General features: G+C 69.0%; 18 protein-coding genes. 6 read left to right on the forward strand and 12 right to left on the reverse strand.

Annotated features, from left to right (window positions below; translation table 11 throughout):
- The first annotated feature begins 27 nt into the window (after positions 1 to 27).
- A complete protein-coding gene (locus AB0K52_RS22145) occupies positions 28 to 2,994 on the forward strand; it encodes a UPF0182 family protein (protein WP_363535492.1) in 2,967 nt (988 codons plus the stop codon).
- Positions 2,995 to 3,067: 73 nt separating this feature from the next.
- On the opposite strand, the gene AB0K52_RS22150 is transcribed toward AB0K52_RS22145, so the two are convergent.
- From AB0K52_RS22150 to AB0K52_RS22160, 3 genes are all read right to left on the reverse strand, one after another.
- Entirely contained in the window at positions 3,068 to 3,907 is an 840-nt protein-coding gene (locus AB0K52_RS22150; protein WP_363535495.1) for an NAD(P)H-binding protein, read from the reverse strand.
- Positions 3,908 to 4,307: 400 nt separating this feature from the next.
- Positions 4,308 to 6,083 carry a protein kinase gene (locus tag AB0K52_RS22155; protein WP_363535498.1) on the reverse strand — a complete coding sequence of 592 codons (1,776 nt, stop codon included), beginning with the start codon at positions 6,081 to 6,083 and terminating at the stop codon, positions 4,308 to 4,310.
- Positions 6,084 to 6,287: 204 nt separating this feature from the next.
- Positions 6,288 to 6,590, reverse strand: a complete 303-nt coding sequence (locus tag AB0K52_RS22160) for a hypothetical protein (protein WP_363535500.1) — start codon at positions 6,588 to 6,590, stop codon at positions 6,288 to 6,290.
- A gap of 363 nt (positions 6,591 to 6,953) precedes the next feature.
- Between AB0K52_RS22160 and AB0K52_RS22165 the strand changes: the two genes are divergently transcribed.
- A complete protein-coding gene (locus tag AB0K52_RS22165; RefSeq protein ID WP_363535503.1) occupies positions 6,954 to 7,892 on the forward strand; it encodes a helix-turn-helix transcriptional regulator in 939 nt (312 codons plus the stop codon).
- Positions 7,893 to 7,958: 66 nt separating this feature from the next.
- On the opposite strand, the gene AB0K52_RS22170 is transcribed toward AB0K52_RS22165, so the two are convergent.
- Positions 7,959 to 8,132: a DUF397 domain-containing protein gene (locus AB0K52_RS22170; protein ID WP_208499121.1), complete on the reverse strand. Its 174-nt coding sequence runs from the start codon at positions 8,130 to 8,132 to the stop codon at positions 7,959 to 7,961.
- A gap of 122 nt (positions 8,133 to 8,254) precedes the next feature.
- Positions 8,255 to 9,166: a cation diffusion facilitator family transporter gene (locus AB0K52_RS22175; protein WP_363535506.1), complete on the reverse strand. Its 912-nt coding sequence runs from the start codon at positions 9,164 to 9,166 to the stop codon at positions 8,255 to 8,257.
- Positions 9,167 to 9,463: 297 nt separating this feature from the next.
- Here AB0K52_RS22175 and AB0K52_RS22180 point away from each other — a divergent pair, with 297 nt between their 5' ends.
- Complete coding sequence (locus tag AB0K52_RS22180; protein ID WP_363535509.1) at positions 9,464 to 9,937, forward strand: hypothetical protein; 474 nt, start codon at positions 9,464 to 9,466, stop codon at positions 9,935 to 9,937.
- Between the two features lie 58 nt (positions 9,938 to 9,995).
- Here the strand turns inward: AB0K52_RS22180 and AB0K52_RS22185 are convergent, their stop codons facing one another.
- Complete coding sequence (locus AB0K52_RS22185) at positions 9,996 to 10,385, reverse strand: phage holin family protein (RefSeq protein WP_243901551.1); 390 nt, start codon at positions 10,383 to 10,385, stop codon at positions 9,996 to 9,998.
- Positions 10,386 to 10,586: 201 nt separating this feature from the next.
- On the opposite strand from AB0K52_RS22185, the gene pstB reads away from it, so the two are divergent.
- Positions 10,587 to 11,468, forward strand: coding sequence for a phosphate ABC transporter ATP-binding protein PstB (gene pstB, locus AB0K52_RS22190; RefSeq protein WP_208499124.1), 882 nt, complete (start codon positions 10,587 to 10,589; stop codon positions 11,466 to 11,468).
- A gap of 71 nt (positions 11,469 to 11,539) precedes the next feature.
- Here the strand turns inward: pstB and pstA are convergent, their stop codons facing one another.
- The 4 genes from pstA to phoU form a co-directional block, all read right to left on the reverse strand.
- The gene (pstA, locus tag AB0K52_RS22195; protein ID WP_363535513.1) at positions 11,540 to 12,430 is read right to left on the reverse strand and encodes a phosphate ABC transporter permease PstA; all 891 of its coding nucleotides are present in this window, start codon (positions 12,428 to 12,430) and stop codon (positions 11,540 to 11,542) included.
- On the reverse strand, positions 12,427 to 13,413 hold the full coding sequence (gene pstC, locus AB0K52_RS22200) for a phosphate ABC transporter permease subunit PstC (RefSeq protein WP_363535516.1): 987 nt from the start codon (positions 13,411 to 13,413) through the stop codon (positions 12,427 to 12,429). Before pstC ends, pstA begins: the two co-directional genes overlap by 4 nt.
- An 82-nt stretch (positions 13,414 to 13,495) precedes the next feature.
- A complete protein-coding gene (gene pstS, locus AB0K52_RS22205) occupies positions 13,496 to 14,554 on the reverse strand; it encodes a phosphate ABC transporter substrate-binding protein PstS (RefSeq protein ID WP_363535686.1) in 1,059 nt (352 codons plus the stop codon).
- A gap of 218 nt (positions 14,555 to 14,772) precedes the next feature.
- Entirely contained in the window at positions 14,773 to 15,420 is a 648-nt protein-coding gene (gene phoU, locus AB0K52_RS22210; protein WP_363535518.1) for a phosphate signaling complex protein PhoU, read from the reverse strand.
- A gap of 159 nt (positions 15,421 to 15,579) precedes the next feature.
- Here phoU and AB0K52_RS22215 point away from each other — a divergent pair, with 159 nt between their 5' ends.
- Positions 15,580 to 16,326: a hypothetical protein gene (locus tag AB0K52_RS22215; protein WP_363535521.1), complete on the forward strand. Its 747-nt coding sequence runs from the start codon at positions 15,580 to 15,582 to the stop codon at positions 16,324 to 16,326.
- Between the two features lie 381 nt (positions 16,327 to 16,707).
- On the opposite strand, the gene AB0K52_RS22220 is transcribed toward AB0K52_RS22215, so the two are convergent.
- Positions 16,708 to 17,565 carry a hypothetical protein gene (locus AB0K52_RS22220; RefSeq protein WP_363535524.1) on the reverse strand — a complete coding sequence of 286 codons (858 nt, stop codon included), beginning with the start codon at positions 17,563 to 17,565 and terminating at the stop codon, positions 16,708 to 16,710.
- A 299-nt stretch (positions 17,566 to 17,864) separates the two neighbouring features.
- On the opposite strand from AB0K52_RS22220, the gene tcmP reads away from it, so the two are divergent.
- Complete coding sequence (gene tcmP / locus AB0K52_RS22225; protein ID WP_363535527.1) at positions 17,865 to 19,055, forward strand: three-Cys-motif partner protein TcmP; 1,191 nt, start codon at positions 17,865 to 17,867, stop codon at positions 19,053 to 19,055.
- A 323-nt stretch (positions 19,056 to 19,378) separates the two neighbouring features.
- Here the strand turns inward: tcmP and mobF are convergent, their stop codons facing one another.
- Positions 19,379 to 22,894: a MobF family relaxase gene (gene mobF, locus AB0K52_RS22230; RefSeq protein ID WP_363535529.1), complete on the reverse strand. Its 3,516-nt coding sequence runs from the start codon at positions 22,892 to 22,894 to the stop codon at positions 19,379 to 19,381.
- Positions 22,895 to 22,997: the final 103 nt, after the last annotated feature.

Consider the following 22,997-nt stretch of genomic DNA (forward strand, 5'->3'; position numbering starts at 1 on the left):
GCGAACCGGACGCCCACCCCCCCACGGATGAGCCGACGAGGACGCTACGTCCTGATACTCCTGGTGGGCGCGATAGTCCTGCTGTCGGTCCTCGGCTGGCTCGTCGGCCTGCGCACCGACTACCTCTGGTACGACTCGGTCGGCTTCACCTCGGTGTTCGCGACCATGATGTGGACCCGCCTGGGGCTCTTCGGGGTCTTCACCCTCGCGATGGCCGCCTGGACCGGCCTCAACCTCTACCTCGCCTTCCGCTTCCGGCCCGACACGTGGCCCGCCACGAGCGAGCAGGAAGGCCTCGAGCGCTACCGCGAACTCATCTCGCCGCGCGCCGGCTGGTGGATCGGCGGCGTCGCCGTCATCGTCGGCATCTTCGCCGGCATGTCCGCCCAGAGCCGCTGGGAGACCTGGCTGCTGTTCCGCCAGAGCGGCACCTTCGACCACGCCGACCCGGTCCTGCACATGGACGCCGGCTTCTACGTCTTCCGGCTCCCCTTCTGGCAGTTCCTCATCGGCTTCGGCTTCGCCGCCGTCGTCGTCGGCATCCTCGCCTCCCTCAGCGCCTACTACCTCTACGGGGCGCTCCGCTTCTCCGGCCAGGGCGACCGCATGACCAACGTCGCCCGCATCCACCTCTCAGTGCTCGTCGCGCTCTTCCTGGGGCTCAAAGCCGTCGCCTACTACTTCGACCGCTTCGACTTCACCACCCAGGACAACCAGGTCACCGGCATCGTCGGCGGCGGCTACACCGAGATGACCGCCCTCATGAACGCCAAGAACGCGCTCATCTGGGTCTCCGTCATCGCCGCCCTCGTCATCCTCGTCTTCTCCTGGGGCTTCACCCGCTCGCTCGCCCTCCCCGCCGCGGCCCTCGGCCTCGTCGTGGTCACCGCGATCGCCGCCGGCGGCATCTACCCCGCCGTCGTCCGCAACTTCCAGGTCGAGCCCAACCGCCCCCAGCGCGAAGGCCCCTACGCCCAGCACACCATCGACGGCACCCGCTACGCCTACGGCATGGAGGACCTCGAGACCACCACGTACCCGGTCGCCTCCCAGCCCAACGCCGAGACCATGGCCGCCGACCAGTCCACGGTCCCGTTCGTGCGCCTCATCGACCCGTTCGTCGTCTCCGACGCGTTCACCCAGGCGCAGCAGCCGCGCAGCTTCTACGACTTCAACGAGAAGCTCGACATCGACCGCTACACCTACACCGACGCGAACGGCAAAGAGGTCACCCAGGACTTCGTCGTCGGCCTCCGCGAGCTCAACCCGAGCCAGCTCACCGACGAGCAGCAGGACTGGACCGTCGCCCACACCGTCTACACGCACGGCTGGGGCTTCGTCTCCGCCTCGACCACCGAGAGCGACAGCGGCGCCCCCTGCTTCACCTCCGGCGTCCTCTCCGACGACCCCGGCAACTGCCGGATCGGCAACGACATCATCAACGTCGAGAAGCCCCAGATCTACTACGGGCTCTTGAACAACGAGTACGCGATCGTCGGCGTCCCCGAAGGCGACACCCCCCGCGAGTACGACCGCCCGATCGACGTCGCCGTCAGCGACGAGGACTCCACCGAAGAGGACGCCGAGGAGATCGGCGCCGACCGCTACACCACCTACGAAGGCGACGGCGGCATCGACATCGGCTCCGTCGGCCGGCGCCTCCTCTACGCGTGGGAGTTCCAGGAGCCCCGCTTCCTGCTCTCCGACCAGATCAACGACGAGTCGCAGCTGCTCTACAACCGCAACGTGCGCGAACGCGTCCAGAAGGTCGCCCCGTTCCTCACCGTCGAGGCCGACCCGTACCCGGCCGTCGTCGACGGCGAGATCGTCTGGATCGTCGACGGCTACACCACGACCAACGACTTCCCCTACTCCGACCGGGTCAACCTCGCCGACGCGACGAACGACACCTACTCCGGCCAGGGCGTCGCCAACCAGCCCAACGAGGAGATCAACTACATCCGCTCCTCGGTCAAGGCGGTCGTGAACGCCTACGACGGCTCCGTCAAGCTCTACGAGTTCGACGACGAGGACCCGATCCTCAAGGCCTGGAACGCGATCTACGGCGGCGACCTCATCACCCCCAAGGAGGAGACCCCCGAGGCCCTCGAAGCGCACTTCCGCTACCCGCAGGACCTGTTCAAGATCCAGCGCGACCTGCTCCAGCGCTTCCACGTCGACGAGGCCCGCACCTTCATCGAGGGCAGCGAGGCCTGGGCGACCCCCGAGGACCCCTCGCAGAACTCGCCGGTCACCCAGCCCGCCTACTACGTGTACGCGACCTACCCGGAGCAGACCCAGCCGTACTTCCAGCTCACCTCGACCTTCACGCCGAGGAACCGGGAGAACGCGCTGGCGAGCCTCATGTCGGGCTACTACGACGAGAACGGCGACCCGCAGCTGCAGCTCTACGACGTGGTCGGCGGCGACGACCAGTCGGTGCGGCAGATCCACCAGATCATCACGTCCACATCGGAGGTGGTGACGACGCTCCGCGACGCCACGCAGGCGGGCACGACGGTCGAGTGGGGCAACCTGCTCGCGCTGCCGGTCGGCGACGGCATCCTCTACCTCGAGCCGATGTACCTGCGGCGGCAGGCGGGCGGCCAGGGCGAGGACCTGCCGCGCCTCACGAACGTCGCGATCAGCTACGGCGGCTACGTCGGCTTCGCGCCGACGTTCGAGGAGGCCGTGGCGATGGTGGTCGACAAGTACGTCTCGGGCGCGCCGAGCGAGGCCGAGCAGAACGAGGGCGAGACCGACGGCGAGACGCCGAGCGAGACGCCTTCGGAGACGCCGAGCGAGACGCCCACGACCGAGGCCCCGGCCGACCCGCCGGAAGTCGAGGCGGCGATCACGAAGGTCCTCGAGGCGCAGGCGGCTTACGAGGAGGCGCAGGCCTCCGGCTCGAACGAGCAGGAGGGCGCGGCCCTGGACGCCCTGCTCGCCGCGCTCGACGAACTCGAGGCGGCGCGGGAGGCGGCGGGCCAGTAAAGGCCTTGCGCCGCAATTGAAGCGAGCAGCGCCCGGCGACCGAATGGTCGCCGGGCGCTGTCGTCGTCGCGCGCTACCGCTCGAATGCGCTCGCGTGTTCGGCCGCCCACTGCCCGAACGTCAGCGCGGGGCGTCCGAGCAGGCGCGCCACGGTGTCGGTCTGCGGCCCGGCCTCGCGGGCGAAGTCGGCGAGCGAGCCGAGCAGCCGGGCCGGGATCTCCTCGGGCAGGCCCTGGGCGAGCATCGCGGCCCGCACCTGCTCGGGCGCGAGCTCGACGAACCCGATCTCGCGGCCGATCGCCTCGCCGATGAGCGCCGCCTTCCGCGACTGCGTCAGCGATTCGGGACCGGTGATCACATAGGCGCGGCCTTCGTGGCCGTCCTCGGTGAGGGCCTTCACGGCCACGGCCGCGATGTCGCGTTCGTGCACGGTGGAGGAGGCGGCGTTCGCGTACGCGCCGCGCACCGCGCCGGACGGAATCTGCGCGGCCCAGGCGAGGGTGTTGGAGGCGAAGTCGGCGCAGCGCAGGTGCGTCCACGCCAGGCCGGAGTCCTCGGCCGCGCGCTCGGCGGCCTTGAAGCCCTCGGCGAACCGCAGCTCGCCCGCCGGGTGCACGACGGTGGCCGAGGAGATCACCGCGACCCGCCGCACACCATGGGCCGCGGCGGTCTTCAGCAGGTTCGCGGCCTCGGGCCCGGAGGCGCGGGGGCTGAGCAGGACGCCGTCGACGCCCGCCCAGTGCGCGTCGAGCGCGCCCGGTCGCGAAGGATCGGCGTGCACGACGCGCACGCCCTCGGGGAGGCGGGCGGCGGCGGGGTCGCGGGTGACGGCGGCGACGTCGTGCCCGGACTCGCGGAGGATGCTGATGGCGGAGCGGCCGACCGGGCCGGTGGCGCCGATGACGATGATCATGGGAGGTTCCTCTCGGGTCGAACGGTGTCGACTCCGAGAGGGAACGGCGGCCCGATCCGTGACAGGCCGATGCTGTGAACCCGGTCGCAGGCGAGATCGGCGCCGCTCAGCGCTGGTGCCGCTTCCGTTGCGATCGGCGCCCTGGCAACGGGTTGGCCGTGGAGGCGACTCGCGCGGTCGCGCAGACCGGCGGCTGCCCTCGACCGCCTCCCCGCCCACGGGGACCGGTGACCGGTCGTTGAGACGCGGGGCACAGGTGCAACGGCGTCGCCGGCGGCTGCGGCGATCCGGCGGGCACCCCGAAGACGCGATCCGCGGCCAGGGAAGGACCCCCGGTTTCCAAACTAGGCCGGGGAACCTGAAGCGCAGCTGAAGTGTGGTCGACGCGACCGCGCTCGCGCTACTGCTCCTCGCCGGGGGCGGCCGTCTCGTCCGACTCCGGCTTGCACCCTTCGGCGTCCACCGCTCGCTTCACCGTCACCTGCACCGTCGAGCCCGGGTCGACTTCGCTTCCGGCGCTGGGGGACTGGCGCACCACGCCGCAACGGGTCTCGCCCTCGCCCTCGTAGTCGACGGCGGGCGTCAGGCCCGCCTCCTCGATGCGCGAACGGGCGTCGGCCTCCGACTGCGTGACCACGTTCGGCACCGACGACTTCGCGGGCGGCGTCGGCGACTCGCTCTCCGTGGCGCTCGGCGATCCGCTCGGCGTCAACGACGGCCCTATCGTCGCGGGGCCGGCCGCCGGTGCGGATTCCCCAGTGGCCGAAGCGGTCTCGCTCGGATCGTCCGAGGTCGCCTCGCCGCCGTCATCGTCGCCGTCGCCCCAGACGCCGCCGTCGCCGTCCTGCCCTTGCACTTCGGCGCCGTCGGCACCGGTCTCGCCGGTGGGCAGCGTCCCCTGCTTTTCGTCGTCGTCCCACGGCAGGCTCAGCGCGATCGCGCTCAGCGCCGCCACCGCGGCGACCGTCGCGGTGAGCGAGAGCCACAGCCCGCGCCGCCTCGGCCGATCCTTCGGCGCCGCAACGGGAGGCACCGGCCCGGTCGGGCCGGTCGGCGGGGCCGCCGCGTGCGCCCCCGTGTGGGAACCGGTCAGCGGCGGCAGCGTCTGGTCGTCGAGGCGCGGCGGCGCCGAAGGATGCGGCTCCTGCGGCACCGCGCGCGCGACCGGCTGCGGTCCGGTCTGGTACGACGGGTACTGCCCGACCCCGGTGTCGCCCTCCTGCACCGGACGCCGATGCGCGCCGGACGGCGGGCCCACCGTGCCCAGCCCGGTCGCGGCCGCCCGCGCCGGCTGCACCCTGGTGCGCGCCAGGGCCGGAGCCCGGTTGCCGAGCAGCGCCGCGCGCGTCTCGCGGCAGGCCTCGGCCAGCTCCGCGGCGTCCGTCCAGCGCGCCGACGGCTCCTTCTGGAGCGAGCGGCGCACGATCTCGGCGACCTCGTAGGGCACGTCGGTCGGCAGCGGCGGCGGCGCGTTGCGCAGGTGGGCCGAGAGCACCCCGAGCGGGGTGTCGGCCTTGAACGGCGGCGAACCGGCCAGGCACTGGTGGGCCACGACGCCGAGCGAGTACAGATCCGAAGCGGGCGTGAGGTTCTCGCCCGCGGCCTGCTCCGGCGACATGTAGGTGACCGTGCCGAGCACGACCCCGGTGGTGGTGAGCGTCAGGTTGTGGCTCACGCGCGCGATCCCGAAGTCCACCAAAACCACCGAGCCGTCCGCGCGCACGAGGATGTTGCCCGGCTTGATGTCCCGGTGCACGATCCCGGCGGTGTGGGCCACGTGCAGCGCCTCGGCCACGCCGCCGACCACGCGCATCGAATCGGCCGGACTGAGCTTGCCCCACAGGCCGAGCAGGCGCGAGAGCGGCTTGCCGTCGACGTACTCCATGATCAGGTACGCGAGCTGCGCGTCCTCGTCCTCGATCTCGCCGTAGTCGTACACCTCGACCACGCCGGGGCCCTGCATGACGGCGATGGCGCGGGCCTCGCGGCGGAAGCGCTCGCGGAAGCCCCGGTCGTCGACGAGGTCGGCGAGGAGGACTTTGATGGCGACGGTGCGCCAGAGGATCGTGTCGACGCCCTCCCAGACGTCGCCCATGCCGCCGCCGCCGATGCGCCGCTCGAGCCGGTACCGCCCGTCCAGAACCACGCCTGCCTTGAGGTTGCGAGTGCTCAGCATTCCGGCGGCTTTCCCCTCCTCGGCGAAGCTCGCGGGCCGTGCTTTCGCAGCTAAGGCGATGCTTGCGAGCCATCAATCGGTCCGGTGTCGGACCCGGTTCTGAGGGACTAACGAACGGCGGCGGCTGAGGCTACGCGCTGGGTCGGGCGAACTTCGGCCCGATCGGGGGTTTTTCGGCGCCGCGTCCGCCCGCGGCGCCGAGCGCTACGACTTCGCGGCGGCGACGACGTCGCCGAGGGCGCGAACCGGGGTCGCGGGTTCGGGGAGTGCGAGGGGGGCGGCCTGGCCGCCGACGGCCTGGCCGAGCTGGCCGTCCCAGCAGGCCCACGAGTGGCAGGGCCAGGACTGGCTGCAGTGGCCGCACACGGGGTGCTTCGCGCCGCGCTGGTCGAACGCGGGCGTGTGCCGCTTCCACCAGCGGGCCTGGACCCGCCAGAGGCTCGGCACCAGCACGTCGCTGGGCGGCTCATCCGGCGGGGGGTTGTCGAGTGTGTACGGACTTCGCAACGCGGGCTGCCTTTCCGGTCTTTCGCTGAACTGAGATCGATTGTGGCCCTTGGTATTCGGGCCTCGAGGTCCGGTATGACCTGGTCGATGCCGAGTCGCGGTGTCGAATCGGTACAGTCGAGGGGAGGCGGATAGCCCCTCCGTACAGTAGAATTGCACATGCAGAATTTGGATGCAAGAGGTATAACCGGATCGGGTGGCGATTCCTCCCGCCCCGCGGCCGAGCAGGCGAGACCTGGACGACCCCGTCCGGCGACCCCGTCCGGCCGCACTTGAGAACAGCTGACGTTACCGGGTGTGCGGCCCAGAAGTCCTCCCCGTCCCGGTGCGTCCTCACCGAATCCGGAGAGATCAGGGTGTCAAATGGGAACATCGAACGACAACGCTGAGAGCGATCTGCCGAAGAAGTTGGGAGGCAAGGCGATGCCTTCGACCGGCAGCCCCACCGTCCGCCGCCGCCGCGCCGGGAAGATCCTCCGGGACCTGCGCGAGAAGTCCGGAAAGGACGCCAACGACGCCGCCGCGGCCCTCGAGGTCACCAGCTCCACGATCTACCGGATGGAACTCGGCCGGGTCGGCATCAAGCCCCGCGACGTCCAGGCCCTGGTCGAGGTCTACGGCGTCGAGGACTCCGACCTCGTCGACGAGCTCGTGCGCCTGGCCCGCGACGGCCGCAAGCGCGGCTGGTGGGCCCGGTACTCCGACACCATCTCCCCGCCGTACGCGACCTACATCGGCCTGGAGCAGGACGCCTCGAGCCTCAACGTGTACGACGGCCTGATCATCAACGGGCTCTTGCAGACCCGCGAGTACGCCAAGGCCACCTTCGGGATGGTCCCGGAGCAGTCGCTGCGGTTCATGGACGAGCGGATCGAGCTGCGCATGGAGCGCCAGCAGCGGCTGCGCGGCGACCTGAAGATATGGAACGTCATCGACGAGGCCGCGATCCGCCGCGTCCTCGGCGGCCCGAAGGTCATGATCGACCAGCTGCAGAACCTGCTCGAGCTCGGCTCGCTCCCGAACGTGCACCTCCAGGTGCTGCCGTTCGAGGGCGGCGCCTACCCCGGCATGCTGTCGTCCTTCACGATCCTCGGCTTCGGCCCGCTCGAGGGCGAGGTCGACCCGGGCTACCGCCACCCCGACGTCGTCTACATCGAGGGCCACAACGGCGATGTCTACGAGGAGGGCGCCGACGTGCAGCCCTTCCACGAGATCTTCGGCTACCTCCGCTCCGCCGCGCTCGACCCCGGCAGGAGCCTCGAGTTCATCGAGCGGCAGGCCGAGAACCTGAAGTCGCTGTAAGCGCACATGCAAGGGGGCGGACATGGGTTTCCATGTCCGCCCCCTCGCCCGTCCTCTTGCTCTTGCCTACCTGCCGGATGCCCGCAGCAGCGAACGCCAGTCGGCTCGGCTGGCGCGCAGGATCGGGCTCACCGTCAGCTTGGTGTCCCTGATCTCCACGGCCGCTTCCGCGAGCCTGGCTTCGACGCAGGCCCCGTTCGGGCCTGACCTGCTGCTCTTCCTCCATGCGTGGGTCAACATGGATCTCCTCCTTCCAAGGAGCCTTCGAGTCCCCAGGACGGTGTAGAGCTTAACCATTGCGTGACAAGGCGAACGTCGACTATCCGTCAATATCAGGTTCCGGACAGAACGACTGCCGCGCTTCACCAATGCGGTGTGCCGCAGGCGGCCTCCGCGCTGCCGGGCTCGATTTGGACCGTCGCGTGAGCGATGTCGAATTGTTCTGCCAGCGTCCGCTGCGCGTCGCCGAGGACGATTCCGGGGTCGGCGCCCGAATCGAGCGCGAGGTGGACCGTCGCGACCTCCATGCCCGAGGTCAACGTCCACAGATGGAGATCGTGTACTTCTTTCACCCCATCGAGTGCGCCCAGCGCGTGTTCGACCGCTTCGGGGTCGACGCCGGCGGGCGCGTGCTGGAGGAGGATGCGCAGCGCGTCGCGGCCGAGCCGGTAGGCGCGCGGCAGGATGAACAGGCCGACGCCCACGGCGACGATGCTGTCGATCGCGAACCAGCCGGTGAGGGCGATGACGGTGGCGGCGGCGATGACGCCGATGGAGGCGATCGCGTCGCCGAGGACCTCGAGGTAGGCGCCGCGCACGTTGATGGACTCGGCGGCGGCCGATCGCAGCAGGAGCAGGGAGGCGACGTTCGCGGCGAGGCCGAAGAGGGCGACGGCGAGCATCGGGCCGGACTGCACCTCGGGCTGCTCGCCCAGGCGGCGCACGGCCTGCACGATGACGAACCCGCCGACGCCGAAGAGCAGCACCGTGTTCGCCAGTGCCGCCAGCACCTCGAGCCGGTACATCCCGTAGGTCCGGCGGGGCCGGCCGCCCGCGCGGCGGACCGCGACGATCGCGGCCAGCGCCATGGCGATGCCGAGGGCGTCGCCGGCGACGTGCCCGGCGTCGGAGAGCAGGGCCAGCGAGTGGGTGTACCAGGCGGCGACCGCTTCGGCGGCCATGACCGCGAGGGCGAGGCCGAGCGCGAGCCAGAGCCGGGCCCGGTGCTGTGCGCCGAGCGAGGCGGCTCCTGCGTGCGAGTGGTCGTGGCCCATGGAGGGCGTCTCCTTCGTTCCGGTGCGGGCACGGCGGACCGGGCCTCGGCGGTGGAGTCCCCGCCGCAGTCGAATGCTAACATGCGCACTATTGCATATGTAGTGACGGGGGCGATTTCGTTCCGCGTTCCCGGGGTACCCCTCGGTCGCTTTTTCGTTCCTGCGGATCGCCCGATCCGCGGCATTTGCGTGTGGCGCACCCGGAAACGCCCGAACCAGGGGGACTTTCACAAATGTGGGGCGGGAATGGAATAATATTCGTACCAACATCATCAGCACTGGTCACGGGGGGTGACGATGAAAGACGCCATTGAAACCTCTGCCATCGCGTTCATCGCAATCGTCGCGATCGTCCTCATCTTCGCAGCCGTCCTCGGCCTGCGATCCGTCATCGAGACCAAGCGCCGTCGCAAAGCCAGGGCGAAAGCCGACGCCGAGGCCTGGACCGAGCTCCTCGGCACCCAGCTGAAGATCGCTCCGGCCTCCGTCGGCGACACCGAAGCCGCCGCGGCTCTCGACCGCGCTCGGAAACTCCACTACAAGGCGGTTGAGCGACTCAAGACCGCCAAGAAGGCCAAGCAGTTCGCGCGTATCCGCACCTACGCGCTCGCCGGGCTGCACAACCTGAACATCATGCGCCGCCGCCTCGGCAAAGCCCCCGGACCGCAGGGCCCCATGCCCTTCAACGTCGCGGGCACGTCCAAGAACGCGAAGCGCGACGCCAACGTCCGCGACATCCCCACAGGACCGTCGACCGGACTGCCCTTCTGAGCGAGCGACAACGGGGACGGCCTCAGGCCGTCCCCGTCGTCATGCCCAGAACGCGCCCTTACTCTTCGGCGGTCCGCGTCCGCGGCGACAAGAGGTCCATCACCCACATCGCCAGCGACACGATGATCGCGCCCCAGAACGCCGCCCAGAACCCGTCCACGAAGAACCCCAGCGACAGCTTCTCCGAGATCCAGCCGGTCAGCCAGAACATCAAAGCGTTCACCACCAGCCCGAACAGGCCTAGCGTCAGCACGTAGAGCGCGCACCCCACCGCCATGACGAGCGGCTTCACGAACGTGTTCACCAACGTGAACACCAAGGCCACCAGCACGAGCGAGAAGAACCGCTCCAACACCGAGTCGCCGTACAAGTGGATGCCGCCGACGATCGCCGTGGCCAGCCACAGCGCCAGCGCGGTCAGGACGAGACGCACCAGAAACCTGATCATCCGGCCAGTATCGCCGCCGAAACGCCGGCGCGTCCAGTTTCCGCCCACGAACCCCGGACGGTCCGGCATGGGCGAGACCGAGAATGACCCGCGGATTCACCCCCGGTTCACCCGGGATCGAACCCCGGGCCACCCGCCGCGCCTACAGTCGCGGCAGCCCCGCTTTCGCTTCCACACCTGCCTCGCGCAGAAGGAGAAACCATGAGCGACCCGTCGCTTTCGGCGCTCGGCCGCACCGTCGATCCCCGCCGGATCGGTGCGAACACCGCGCCCGCCCAGCACGGACCGGCCGGCCACGGCGCCCCCACCGTCTTCGACATCCGCGGCGTCAACGTCTACTACGGCGCCTACAAGGCCGTCAAAGACGTGAACTTCACCGTCGCCAAGAACGAGATCACCGCCCTCATCGGCCCCTCAGGCTGCGGCAAGTCCACCCTGCTGCGCTCCCTCAACCGCATGAACGACCTCATCCCCGGCGCCCGCGTCGAAGGCACGGTCTCCTACCACGGCAAGGACGTCTACGCCGCCGGCGTCGACCCCGTCGAGGTCCGCCGCCGCATCGGCATGGTCTTCCAGAAGGCCAACCCCTTCCCCAAGTCCATCTTCGACAACGTCGCCTACGGCCCCCGCATCCACGGCGTCCCCCGCGCCGAACGCGAGGCCATCGTCGAGGACTCCCTCAAGAAGGCCGCCCTCTGGGACGAGGTCAAGGACAAGCTCAAGCAGAGCGCCCTCGCCCTCTCCGGCGGCCAGCAGCAGCGCCTGTGCATCGCCCGCACCATCGCGCTCGCGCCCGAAGTGGTCCTCATGGACGAGCCGTGCTCAGCGCTCGACCCGATCGCCACGGCCCGCATCGAAGAGCTCATGGTCGACCTCGCCAAGCAGTTCACCATCGTCATCGTCACCCACAACATGCAGCAGGCCGCGCGCGTTTCCGACAAGACCGCGTTCTTCTCCACCGAGGTGAACGAGCAGAGCGACACCCGCACCGGCGTCCTCGTCGAGTTCGACGACACCCAGCGGATCTTCACCACCCCCTCCGACGAGCGCACCGAGAACTACGTCACCGGCCGCTTCGGCTAGACGGACGACGGCGAAGGGCCGGCCCCGCCATTGCGGCGGGGCCGGCCCTCTCGGTGTAGAGACCGTTCCGACTAGCGCCTGTCGATCGCGAACCGCGCCGCGATCACCCGCGACACGATCGTGAACAGGAAGACGATCGCGATCAAGGTCAGCGCCGCGCCCCAGGCCCGCTCCTGCGACGCCGCGAACGGCTGCGTCGCGTTCCGGTAGATCTGCGCCGCCAGCGACGTGTTCTCGCCGTAGAACAGGTCCGGCTTGTAGATGTACGTGAGACCCACGGTCACGATGATCGGCGCGGTCTCACCGGCCGCGCGCGCCACCGCCAGCAGCGCGCCCGAGGTGATCCCCGACGACGCCGACGGCAGCACCACGCTCATCGTCGTGCGCCACTTCCGCGCGCCCAGCCCCGCCGACGCCTGCCGCAGCTCGTCCGGCACCAGCCGCAGCATCTCCTCGGCCGAGCGGATCACGATCGGCAGCATCAGGCACGCCAGCGCCAGCGAACCGCCGAAGCCGACCTTCTCGCCGATCACCACCACGTACGCCACGTAGATGAACAGGCCCATCACGATCGACGGCACACCCGTCATGACGTCGGCCATGGTCCGGATGAACCGCGCCAGCGGCTTGTTCTTCCCGTACTCGTTCAGGTACACCGCGCCGAGCACGCCGATCGGGATCGCGATCAACGCCGCCATGCCCGTGATCGCGAGCGTGCCCAGGATCGCCGGGCCCATGCCCGGGCCCTCGGTGCGGTAGTTCCGCGGGATCTCCTCGGTGAAGAACGCCAGGCTCAGCGCCGAACCGCCGCGGGTGACGACCTCCCACGCGACCAGCAGCAGCGGCAGCGCCGCGATGAGCACGCACAGGCCGATCAGCAGCGTCGCCGTGCGGTTGGCGAACGCCCGCCGCTTCGACAGATTGCGCCCCGTCAGGTCCGGGGCGGTGTTGAGGCTCGTCATGAGTGGGCCCCCTTCATCTTGATCTCCGCGCGGCGGACCACCACGCGGGCGAGGAAGTTGATGATCACGGTGATGGCGAACAGCTCCACGCCGATCGCGATGAGCGCGTCCTGGTGCAGGCCGCTCGACTCGCCCCACTGCTGCGCGATGATCGCCGCCATCGTGTTGCCGGGTTCGAACAGGTTGGCGGACATGGACGTCGCGCCGCCGATGACCAGCGCCACCGCGATGGTCTCGCCCATCGCGCGGCCCAGGCCCAGCATCGACGCACCCACCAGGCCCCCGAAGGAGTGGGGGAGGATCGCGCCCTTGACCATCTCCCAGCGCGTCGCGCCGAGCGCGTACGCGGCCTGCTTGTCGGTCTCGGGCACGGTCGCGAACACCTCCCGCGCGATCGAGGTGATGATCGGGATCGCCATGATCGCCAGCACCAGCGCCGCGGTGATGTAGTTGCGGCCGGTGTTGGAGTCGTCGAAGATCGCGTTCAGGCCGGGCACCGGCGACACGAGGTTCGCGACCCCCTGGTACGCCGGCGTGATCACCGGCACCACCACCAGGACCGCGACCAGGCCGAACACCACCGAGGGCACGGTGGCGAGCAGGTCGATCACGGTCACGATGTACTTGCGGGTGCGGCGGTGCGCCACCTCGGTGATGAACAGCGCGATGCCGATCGACACCGGCACGGCGATGATCATCGCGATGAGCGAGGTGACCAGCGTCCCGTACAGCATCGGGAAGGTGCCGAACACGTCGTCGTTGGGCGCCCAGCGGGTGCCCGTGATGAAGCCGAGCAGGCCCTCCTCCTCGAACGCGGGCCAGCCGCGCAGGGAGGTCGTGACCAGGATCAGGCCCAGCACGGCCAGGACGGTCAGCCCGGCCGCCGTCACGAGGGCCCGGAAGCCCCAGTCGGCCCGGCGGGAGCGGGCCTCGCCGCCGAGGTCGACCTCGGCGGGGGCTTCGGGGGTAGCGGTTGCGGTCAAGGTTCTCTCTCCGGTCTCGTCAGCGGAACGGCCGAAAACCCCAGCGGCGCGCTGGCCGTTGGGGTGTTCGGATCCGGGGTTCCTAGTCGGCAATCGTCGAGTTCAGCGCTTCGACGGCCTGGTCGCGCAGGCCGGTGGGCAGCGCCGCGAAGTTGTTCTCGGCGGCCAGGTCCTGGCCGTCGGTGAGCAGGTAGTTGACGAACTCCTTGACACCGGCGGCGACGTTCGGGTCGTCGTACTCGGTGCGGATGAGGATGTACGTCGGCGCGGTGATCGGGTAGGCCTCGGCGCCGGCCGCGTTCAGCGGGTTGTAGGAGAGGTCGGCTTCGACCTGGGCCCCGTCGAGCGCGGCGGTCGCACCCTCGAGCGTCGGGGCGATGAAGGCGCCGTCGGCGTTCTCGATGGAGGCGGTCACCAGGCCGGACTCGGTGGCGTCGGCCAGGTCGACGTAGCCGATCGCGCCCTCGGTGCTCTGGATGATCTGCGCGACACCGGTGTTCTTCTCACCGGCGACGGCGTTGCCCGGCCACTCGATGGTGTCGCCCGAGCCGAGGGTCCACACGTCGGGGGACGCGGCCTCGAGGAACTTCGAGAAGTTCGTGGTGGTGCCCGAGCCGTCCGAGCGGACCGCGAGCGTGATCGCGGTGTCCGGCAGGGTCGCGTCCGGGTTGGCGGCCGCGATCAGCTGGTCGTTCCAAGTGGTGATGGTGCCGCCGAAGATCCCGGCCAGGACGTCCTGGGGGAGCTGCAGGGCGTCCACGCCGGGCAGGTTGTATGAGACCGTGATGGGCGCGGCCACGGTCGGGATGTACTGGAAGGAGCCGGCCTCGACGCCGTCGTCGTCCTTGACCAGGGAGTCGGTGCCCGCGAAGTCGTTCAGGCCCTCGCCGAACTCGGACTTGCCGGTGCCGGAGCCGGTCGCGTTGTAGCTCACCATGAGGTCGGGGTTCACTTCGGCGTAGGCCTCGATGGCCGCCGCGTAGAACGCGTCCGGGAAGCTCGCGCCCGAGGCGTTGATCTCGCCGCTGGCCAGGTCGCCCGACCCGCCTTCTTCGTTGCCACCGCCGCCGCAGGCCGCCAGGCCGAAAGCGAGGGTGCCGGCGGTGATGCCGCCGATGATGGCTCTGCGGTTCAGTTTCATGTTCACAGCTGGTCTCTACTCCGTCTCCCGGCGGTCGGCCGGGCTACTGCTTCACTGTCCGCAACCATCAAAGCCAGACCCGGTGTTCACCCGCTGACTTGGAGTTGAACTCAAGGTGAACGACTGAGCGCGATTCGCAACAGTGCGGGAGGAGCATTCGGAGACACCGCCCTGAACAGGCGGTTTTACCGGGTCTCGCCCCGGTTGTGACCTGACCGTTATGAACGGTCCAGGTGAACATCCCCTGTCACGAGGTACACCACCTGGTGCGAGATGCGGACGGCGTGGTCGCCGAACCGCTCGAAGAAGCGCGCCAGGAGCGCCACGTCGACCGCCGTCTGCGGCCCGTACCCCAGGTCCGGCAACTGCGCGTGGATGCGCTGCTGGATCGCGTCGAGCTCGTCGTCGTCGAGCCCCATCTGGGTCGCCAGGAGGTGGTCGCGCTCCTCGAGGACCGTCACGAGCTTCTGGGAGAGGTGCACCGCCGCCGCGCCCATCGCCGCGAAGTCCGCCCGCAGCGAATCGGGGATCACCGGCACGGGCGCGCGCAGCAGCACCGACTTCGCCACGTGCTTCGCCAGGTCGCCCATCCGCTCCAGGTCCACCGAGATCCGCACGGCCCCGAGCACGAACCGCAGATCGGTCGCGACCGGGTCGTACTGGGTCATCAGCTCCACGATCCGGTCGTCCACCCGGAACTGCAGAGCGTTCACCTGCTCGTCCGCCGCCACCACGGCCTCGGCCGCGGCCGTGTCGGACTCGAGCAGCGCCGCCGTGGCCTTCTCGACCGCGTCCCCGACCCTGCGGGCCATCTCGACCAGCAGCTCGTTGAGCTCGTTGAGATGCACGTGGAAGACATTCGCCATAGTGGACCAATCGAGGTTGGAAGCGCCGGATTCGTCCCCAGTCTAGGCACCGGGGCGCCGCTCCCGGCTCCCCCCGCTGGCAAACTCCGGGCGAACACGCCTGGACGAGCGGCGTTAGAGTGAATGCGACCGACGAACGATCCCCATGGAGCGGACCAGATGACCTACCCCTCGCAGCCGGGCTACCCCGCGCCGCAGTACGGCGGCCAACCCCCGCAGCAGCCGCAGCAGAACAACCTGTGGCTCATCGGCGGGGCGGTGCTCACGGTCCTCATCGTCATCATGACCGTGATCCTGCTCGTGGTGCAGGGCACGCAGAACGACAGCAACAGCGGCGACGGGGGCGAGGACCCCACCGGCGGCACGAACGAGACCGGCGACGACGGCGGCAATGACGGTGGTGACAACGGAGGCGACGACGGAGGGGGTTCCGGCGCTGTCGAGCTGAACTCCGACGCCTGCGACGCCTTCGACTTCGGTTCGTTCGAGGATGCGTACGGCGCCCTCGCCGAGGAAGAGACCTCCCGCTCCGAGTCCAGCTACAACGGCCTCGCCTCGATCAACTGCACGTTCTACAACGAGGACGCCACCAGCGTGCACCTCAGCGTCTCGGACTACGAGACCTCCGAGGACGCGAAGTTCTGGATCGACGGGGACGCCGACTACTACAACGAGGAAAACGGCTACGAGCTCACCGAGTACACCGAGCACGGCGACGCCGGCAACTTCTTCACGCAGGCTGGCGACGGTTGGACGAGCATCTACATCCACGTCGCCTTCGGCAGCCTCGAAGTCGAGGTGAACACGACGCTGTACGACTACGAGAGCATCGATGAAGCCGCGGCCACCGCGGTGCTCGAGGACCTCCTCGTCCAGTGCGGGGAGAAGTTCGCCGACTACGCCTAGACGAACAGTGAAGGCCCGCCCGGCGGCCGACGGCCGCCGGGCAGGCCTTTCGCATACTCCCGGCAAAACCAAAAAGAGGCCCTGTGATCAGGACCTCTTGTGTGGTGCGCCGCCAGGGACTCGAACCCCGAACCCGCTGATTAAGAGATCTGTTCGAAGCTCATGAACTGGGCATTCGCTCTCATGTACGAGAGTCTGAGTCATGGCGTGACCAGGGCTAATGCCAACGTGACCAAACCTGTTCGTGGACGATTCCATGGCCCAACTGTCCACAATCGTTGATGCCGGAGGTGCTATTGGGGGACCCGTCGTGCGGCCCCATTGATGGTGTCGTCGAACACCGGAGACCCTAGATAGTCAGGGCCCGGCCTGCCCACCTGGCTACGGCTGACGCGGAAAGTGGCGGAGCAGGAAACGCGCTACGCCGGTCACCAGCTGCATGCGCAGACGTGCTTCCTCCGCATCCGACAGGCCGGGGTGAGCTCCGTTCGGATTGCAGATTCCCCAGACGCCGCGCAGCAATCGCCCTCCGTCCTCTGCCGGAAGCGGCTTCCCCTGCTTGCTTGGGGGCTGTTGGATCCGCTTCTTGGTTACTGGGTCCCATTCGGGAAGGCACAGTTCATTGAGGGCGTTGCCTGCTTGGCTAGCTTTCCCCGAATCCGTGTAGCCGACGTGGTCCACTGCCAGTCGAACACAGAGCTCTTCGAAGGTCGACCGGAGCATGCCGTTCGACGGCTCCCACTGCCCGTCCGCCAGGTTCTGGATCGCAGACTGATAGTGGTGCAGGGCGACAATGTACCCGCGCGATGCGAGTTCAGCTTCCAGGGCAGTCATCTCGGGAACCAACGGCACCGGTGATGGCTCGGTCGGATACAGCCGACACTGAACCCGGTCGGAAAACGGCCCGTCCGACTCGGTTTTGAGCAGGTACCCATCGCTGACGAGCGCCGCTTCTAGTTCCGGAAGCAGCTCTTCTCGCGCTCTTAGCCCGAGGTGTTCGACGAACTTCACGATGAAGTCGAGCATTGCCCGGTGCTGTCGGTCATCACCTGAGCGCGCAAGGTCGCGGGAGTTCGTTAGGGCCAGGCGGGTGATCGCCGACAGGCTCAAGTCGTTGCCAAGCTCAGTCGCGTCGATGCCCGAGCGCATGAGTAGCTGCCGGAGGGTTTCCTTCGAGCTGAGGTAATTCGTGGAGGCGAGAGCGAGGACGCCGATCGTCTTGATCGAGAGGGTGGTCATGCGTTCAGTATGGCCGTCTCGTGGCGGCGGACGCCAGATGCGCGCAGATGTTGCTACTCATCGGGCCAAGCGCGTGGCGGAGTCAGCGCCGAGGACTACCAGTTTCGGGCGGCGCTCACGCTAGCTCTCGTGTGGGCGGATCATGGCCTTCTCGATCGGAAGCAGCGCGTTGCGGTTCCCGAGCCCTCCGGGTCGGCACCCCAGCATCCACGCCGTCTGCCCCTGGCAGCGGATGACGGTGAACGGCTGATTGCGATGATCCTCAGGTGTGTGTGACTTCAGTTACATAGACTGAGGTGATGGTGGCTGGGAAGCTGATATCTGAGAACTTCCATAGGACCAAGAAGTCTGCGGCGGTGCTGAAGCACGCCATCATCGATCAGTACGCAACCCCTTTCGCGAGCAAGACCGGCAGTACCTCGAGGGATCGGCGGGTCGCCTTCATCGACGGGTACGCCGGGGCCGGGCGGTACGACTCTGGCGAAGAAGGCTCCGCCGCAATGCTGCTGAACAAGGCCAAACAGATGGCAGGTTCGCGAAGGGTGGAGTGTTACTTCGTGGAGGGTGATCGTAAGACGGCGAAGAAGCTGAGACAGGTGGTCACCGCGGAGGGCAAGGGCGTCGCCTGCACTGTTGAGAACGGTGACATTTCGCGGCATCTCCCGACTCTCTTGGAATCCGTCAGGGACATTCCGCTGTTCGTGTACCTCGACCCTTGCGGCCTAATCATCCCGCTTAACGAAGTCGCCCATATCTTCGAGCGCCCAGGGGGCGCTGGGGCTCCGGCCACAGAGGTTCTCATCAACCTGACCGCACACTTGCGCCGCCTGGCGGGGAAGCTCACCAGCGACATCCCGACTGACAAGTCAAGGGAGGCATCACTGAAACGCATGGACGGGGTGTTTGGGGGCGACTGGTGGCGTGCCGTCTGGTCCGACAAGTGCCCAGGTCCTATGAAGCGCGCTCCTGAGAAGGCGAAGACGGCGGCTGAAGAGGCCGTGGTCGCAGGCTACGCAGAGAGGCTTCGTGAATTTGAGGGTGTTGGTACCTGGACCATCGGCGTTCGTCCGCGTGCCGATCTAAAGCCCGTGTACTACCTCGTCTTTGCGACGCGGCACAGTGACGGTTTGCCCCTGTTCGGTGAGTCGGCGTCGCTCGGACTGAAAGCGTGGCGTAAGCACCAAGCCGGGGCCGCAGCCGAGAACACTGCGTCCGGCGCTGATGGTTCCTGGGAGACGAGTTGGAAGGCAGAGGAGAAGGCACTTGATCACCAGTGGATCGACACCCTCGCCGAGCGCATAACCCACGAGCTTGAGGAGGGTAAACCGTTTCGCATCATGGACCGTGCTGAGACGGTTCTTGGCGGTCTCGCCGGCGTTGTCCGCGATCTGCACCTGCGTGCCGCGATCAAGAAAGTGCGGGCCGCGGGCAGGACCTCCACTGACCCGAAGGGCCGATTCCTGCTCAACTTGTTGATAAGGCCCTCGTAGGTGCCATCGACGGCCTTCCCTGGCCACATTTTGGTGCGCCAAGCCCTCCACTGGACGCTTGTTCGCCCAGTCCTCGTTGCGAGCGCGGTGGTCTAAGGCTGCGATCGGTGCATCGGCGAGCACCCAAGGCAGTCTTTGCGCATCTGTCTCATCTTCAACGTCTCGTTCAGCAAATCCGGCTGAAGGAGACGCTCGCGCACTCACCTGCGGTTTGCACCCTTCGCCTAGGGCAGCCCCTTAATAAAGGCGGAGAGGGGATTTCAGCGGGTCATCGCAAGCGCAGGGTCCGTCGTAGCTCGGTTTTCGGTCTCATTTTGCTCGGGTCAGCGGCTGAAGCCGTGGTTGCGACGGTGCGCTGGTGGTTCGGGTGCTGCCGACCTGGCCCAGCCGCGCCTCGGTGGCGCGGACTCCGCACCGGCGGGGAAAGCAAGGTCCACGACGGTAGGCGCTGCTGCTTGTACGGCCTCAGCGTGGGCGCGGGGTTCCTTTGCTGCGATGAGTCTGGCCCCCTGGGCAGCGATGTGGGCGGCACGGTATCCGGCGTGTTCAGGGTCGTTCCGAGGGACCCAGGGGCCGCACGGGTCGTCCTCAGTGATGGCGGCGGCGTCACGCCATGCGGCGATGACACTGATGAGTCCACGCCAGGCTTCATGCGCTTGAGACGTGGTGGGAACAGGGCGGAGGGCTTGGATCCATGGTGGCTGGTCAGCGAGTGCGGTGGCGGTGAGTGCATGGACGCGGGTGTCGACGGCGTCGAGGAGCGCGTCGAGGTGCTGGCCGATCAGTGAGTCGGCCGCCGTCGGTTCGGCGGGTGCGAGCCGTATCCAGGGGAGGGCGGTGTGGATCGGGACTGGTTCGGCGCCTTGTTCGCTGGGGAGCTGGGCGGCGGTGTAGCCGAGCTGGGGCAGCAGCTCGGCGAGGCTGTGGGCGCGGTTGAGGGCGCCGCGGAGGGTTTCGGTTGCGGACTGGTCGGCGCCGTCGTGTTCGATGGCGGCCGCCAGGACGGCGCGCGCGGCGTCGACCGGGTCCATCGGCCTGGCCTCGGTGGGGGTGACGGCGTACAGGTCGGTGCGGAGGGCGGCGCGGGTGGCCATCGAGTAGAGCGCGCCGCGGTCGAAGATGCCGTCGGCCAGGACGTGGGCGGTGTCGACTGAAGCACCCTGGGCGCGGTGGGCGGTAGTCGAATACGCGGGCTCGACGTGAGCGGCGACGTAGGCGGCGGGGAGAGTGAGATGGTCGCCGCCGTGCTCACGGTGGACCTCGAGCGCGCCGTCCGGTCGGTGGGCGGTGACGGTCCAGGTTTCGCCGTTGCGCACGAAGTCGCCGGTGGTGGATCGCAGGCGCCGGTCGGGTTTGCGGGTGACGATGCGGTCGCCGGTCCCGGCGAGGTTGCCGTCGCGCAGTTCCACGCCGTCTGCGGTGACGATGCCTTCGGCGACGAGGTCCTTGCGGGCGCGGGCGGCGAGGTCGGCGACGTCGCGGTTGGTCACGGCGATCATCAGCGTCCGGGCGCCGCGGTCGCGGTCGAACTTCCAGGCGCTGTAGACAGCGTCGATCATCGCTTCGCGGTCGCCAGCGTGCAGGCGGCCGTTCCGGGCGTAGAAGTCGAGGGCGGCGAGGTCGCCGTCGCGCAGCCCGAGGGTGGCGGCGGCTTCGACGGGGTCGGCGAATCGGTGCAGGATATCGAGTTCGACGTGCTCGGTCTCGGAGGCGAGTAGGCGCAGCATGCCGCCAGCTTCGACGGCCGCCAGTTGGGCGTGGTCGCCCAGGAGCCGGAGGGCCGCGCCGTGGTGGGCCGCGATCTGGGCGAGGGCATCGAGGCGGGTCGTGCCTGCCATGCCCGCCTCGTCGACGACGATGACGTCGCCGGGGCGGATGCGCCAGGGCTCGGCGTCGGGTGGCAGGGGCGCTCCGGTGGCGAGCGCGGCGGCGCGCGGGCCGGTGGTGTGCTCGGTGAGGAACTTGTGGAGGTTCTCGGCGGGCCGGTCGAGGTCGGCGCCGAGGATCTTCGCCGCGGCCCCGGAGGTCGCCAGCGGGATGAGGCGCCGGCCAGTGGCGTCGAGGGCGGCAGCGAGGGCCCGCATGGCGGTGGTCTTGCCGGTCCCGGCAGGGCCGATGCCGATAGCGAGCGTGCGGGTGTCGAGCGCGAAGGCGCGCGCGAGGTCGCGTTGCCCGGCGTCGAGGGCGCGGTGGCGGGCCTCGAAGGCACACAGGGCCGCATCGACCTGAGCAGGGTCGGGCGCGGCGAAGCAGTCGGGGGTGGTGGCGAGGTCGAGCAGGCGCTGCTCGGCGTCGAGCACTGCCTTCGTGGTATAGCGCGTCGCGCCGTGGGGAGTGAACACCGAGGCGCCGTCAGAGCGGCGCAGGGCGGGCGGGGCCGCGGCAGGCGCGGGGGCGTTGAGCGCGATCGCGCCGCCCAGGATCATGTCGGTGGCGAGGATGAGGGCGCGTTCCCGCTCGTGGTGGGTCAGATGCCCGGCGTGGGCGAGGGCGCGCAGCACGGCCGCTTCGACGTTCGCGCGGGTCCACGTTGACCGGTTCTCGCTGACCTGCTCGATCGCGGCGGCGGCGACGCGGTGGAGATCCACCGAGCTACTTCGCTGGGGCGCCGGGGTGCGGCCGAGCCGGTTGATGGCATCGAGCGCGGCCGGGCCGAAGGCGTTGGTGAAGTCCGTGCGCCATGCCGCGCGGAGCTCGCTGAGCGGGCGGGCTTCGCCCTTGGGTTTGCGGGTGGCGAGGTTCGCTTCGCGTGCGAGGGCACGGTAGGCGCCCGCGTCGGGCCGGTGGCCATGCGCGGCAGCGAATTCGGCCAGGCGCGGGGCGAGGTTCTCGGTGATCTGGGCGCGGCGGGTGGCCGCGTGGGCGATCCACGACGGGTCGATACCGGCGATCTCCCAAACCGGCGCGGTGTGCTCGGCCGTGTCGGGCCGGATGGCCCAGGACAGGCCGAGCCGCTCTGTCAGCTCGGAGCGCAGCGCAGCGTCGTAGACGCCGGAGGCGGTCACCGCATGCTGGTGCAGGGCACGGGCATCCAGGGAGCGCCAGCGGCCGTCGACGCCGAGGACCTTGTTGGCGACGACCAGGTGGGTGTGGAGGTTCGGTTCGCCCTCGCGGTTGTCGAAGTGGTCGAACGCGGTGGCGAGGAGCCCGGTGGTCTCGATCTGCGCAGCGCCGCCGGCGCCGGTGCGCGTGAAGGCGACATTGGCCTCCAGGTAGGCCAACATGCGTGCGACCGCGGCGTGATGGGCGGCGACGACCTCCCGAGCGACAGGAGCGTCAGCGAGGCCGAACAGGAGCGACACCGACTTCGGCGGCGTCGCCGTCAGATCGAACCCGGCCACCGGAGCACGGTGCTGACGCGCCGCCCACCGGCGGGCCGAGCGTTCCTCGACCGCAGTGGGCTCGCGGCCGGTCTCGGTGCGCAGCTGCGTGAGCCGTTCGGCCAGCAACTGTTCGAAGGGCATGTTGGTGTAGACGGGATAACGCCGCCCGAGCCGGGTCGCTTTCGCGGCTTCGGCGGTCAGCTGGTCGTACTCGTCGTCGCCGGTGGCGTCGTTGACGCGGGCGGCGAGGAAGTCGGCGATGATCTGCTCGGCGTTCGGGTGGCGCCCTTGGCCGTAGAGCGCGCGCATCTGCGCCTCGGTGACGGCGTCGCCGACGGCGAGCCCGAGATCGCCCAGTCCCACGCCGATCCAGCGACCTGGCGGGTTGCCGCGGGCGGTGTAGTAGCCCGTCTCCGCGCCGTTCTCGGGCGTAGGCGCGCCGGGGGCGTCGCCGGTGGCCACGGACTTCGTCAGGTACTGCCAGGCATTGCCGGCGGGCAGCTTGCGCATGGTCATCATCGCGATCACCTCCAGACGGGGCGGGTTCAGGATGGCTTGGTTGCCGCCAGCGTTGACGGCAACACGGGAACAACAGCGTCGAACGCGAAGGCAACACCGT

Source organism: Glycomyces sp. NPDC049804 (assembly GCF_040674615.1).
Lineage (GTDB): Bacteria > Actinomycetota > Actinomycetes > Mycobacteriales > Micromonosporaceae > Glycomyces > Glycomyces niveus.

Bases quoted from the DNA above. Each gene is read 5' to 3' on its own strand.
- AB0K52_RS22145 (WP_363535492.1), top strand. From the start codon at position 28: ATGAGCCGACGAGGACGCTACGTCCTGATACTCCTGGTGGGCGCGATA.
- AB0K52_RS22150 (WP_363535495.1), bottom strand. From the start codon at position 3,907: ATGATCATCGTCATCGGCGCCACCGGCCCGGTCGGCCGCTCCGCCATC.
- AB0K52_RS22155 (WP_363535498.1), bottom strand. From the start codon at position 6,083: ATGCTGAGCACTCGCAACCTCAAGGCAGGCGTGGTTCTGGACGGGCGG.
- AB0K52_RS22165 (WP_363535503.1), top strand. From the start codon at position 6,954: ATGGGAACATCGAACGACAACGCTGAGAGCGATCTGCCGAAGAAGTTG.
- AB0K52_RS22170 (WP_208499121.1), bottom strand. From the start codon at position 8,132: ATGTTGACCCACGCATGGAGGAAGAGCAGCAGGTCAGGCCCGAACGGG.
- AB0K52_RS22175 (WP_363535506.1), bottom strand. From the start codon at position 9,166: ATGGGCCACGACCACTCGCACGCAGGAGCCGCCTCGCTCGGCGCACAG.
- AB0K52_RS22180 (WP_363535509.1), top strand. From the start codon at position 9,464: ATGAAAGACGCCATTGAAACCTCTGCCATCGCGTTCATCGCAATCGTC.
- AB0K52_RS22185 (WP_243901551.1), bottom strand. From the start codon at position 10,385: ATGATCAGGTTTCTGGTGCGTCTCGTCCTGACCGCGCTGGCGCTGTGG.
- pstB (WP_208499124.1), top strand. From the start codon at position 10,587: ATGAGCGACCCGTCGCTTTCGGCGCTCGGCCGCACCGTCGATCCCCGC.
- pstA (WP_363535513.1), bottom strand. From the start codon at position 12,430: ATGACGAGCCTCAACACCGCCCCGGACCTGACGGGGCGCAATCTGTCG.
- pstS (WP_363535686.1), bottom strand. From the start codon at position 14,554: ATGAAACTGAACCGCAGAGCCATCATCGGCGGCATCACCGCCGGCACC.
- phoU (WP_363535518.1), bottom strand. From the start codon at position 15,420: ATGGCGAATGTCTTCCACGTGCATCTCAACGAGCTCAACGAGCTGCTG.
- AB0K52_RS22215 (WP_363535521.1), top strand. From the start codon at position 15,580: ATGACCTACCCCTCGCAGCCGGGCTACCCCGCGCCGCAGTACGGCGGC.
- AB0K52_RS22220 (WP_363535524.1), bottom strand. From the start codon at position 17,565: ATGACCACCCTCTCGATCAAGACGATCGGCGTCCTCGCTCTCGCCTCC.
- tcmP (WP_363535527.1), top strand. From the start codon at position 17,865: ATGGTGGCTGGGAAGCTGATATCTGAGAACTTCCATAGGACCAAGAAG.
- mobF (WP_363535529.1), bottom strand. From the start codon at position 22,894: ATGACCATGCGCAAGCTGCCCGCCGGCAATGCCTGGCAGTACCTGACG.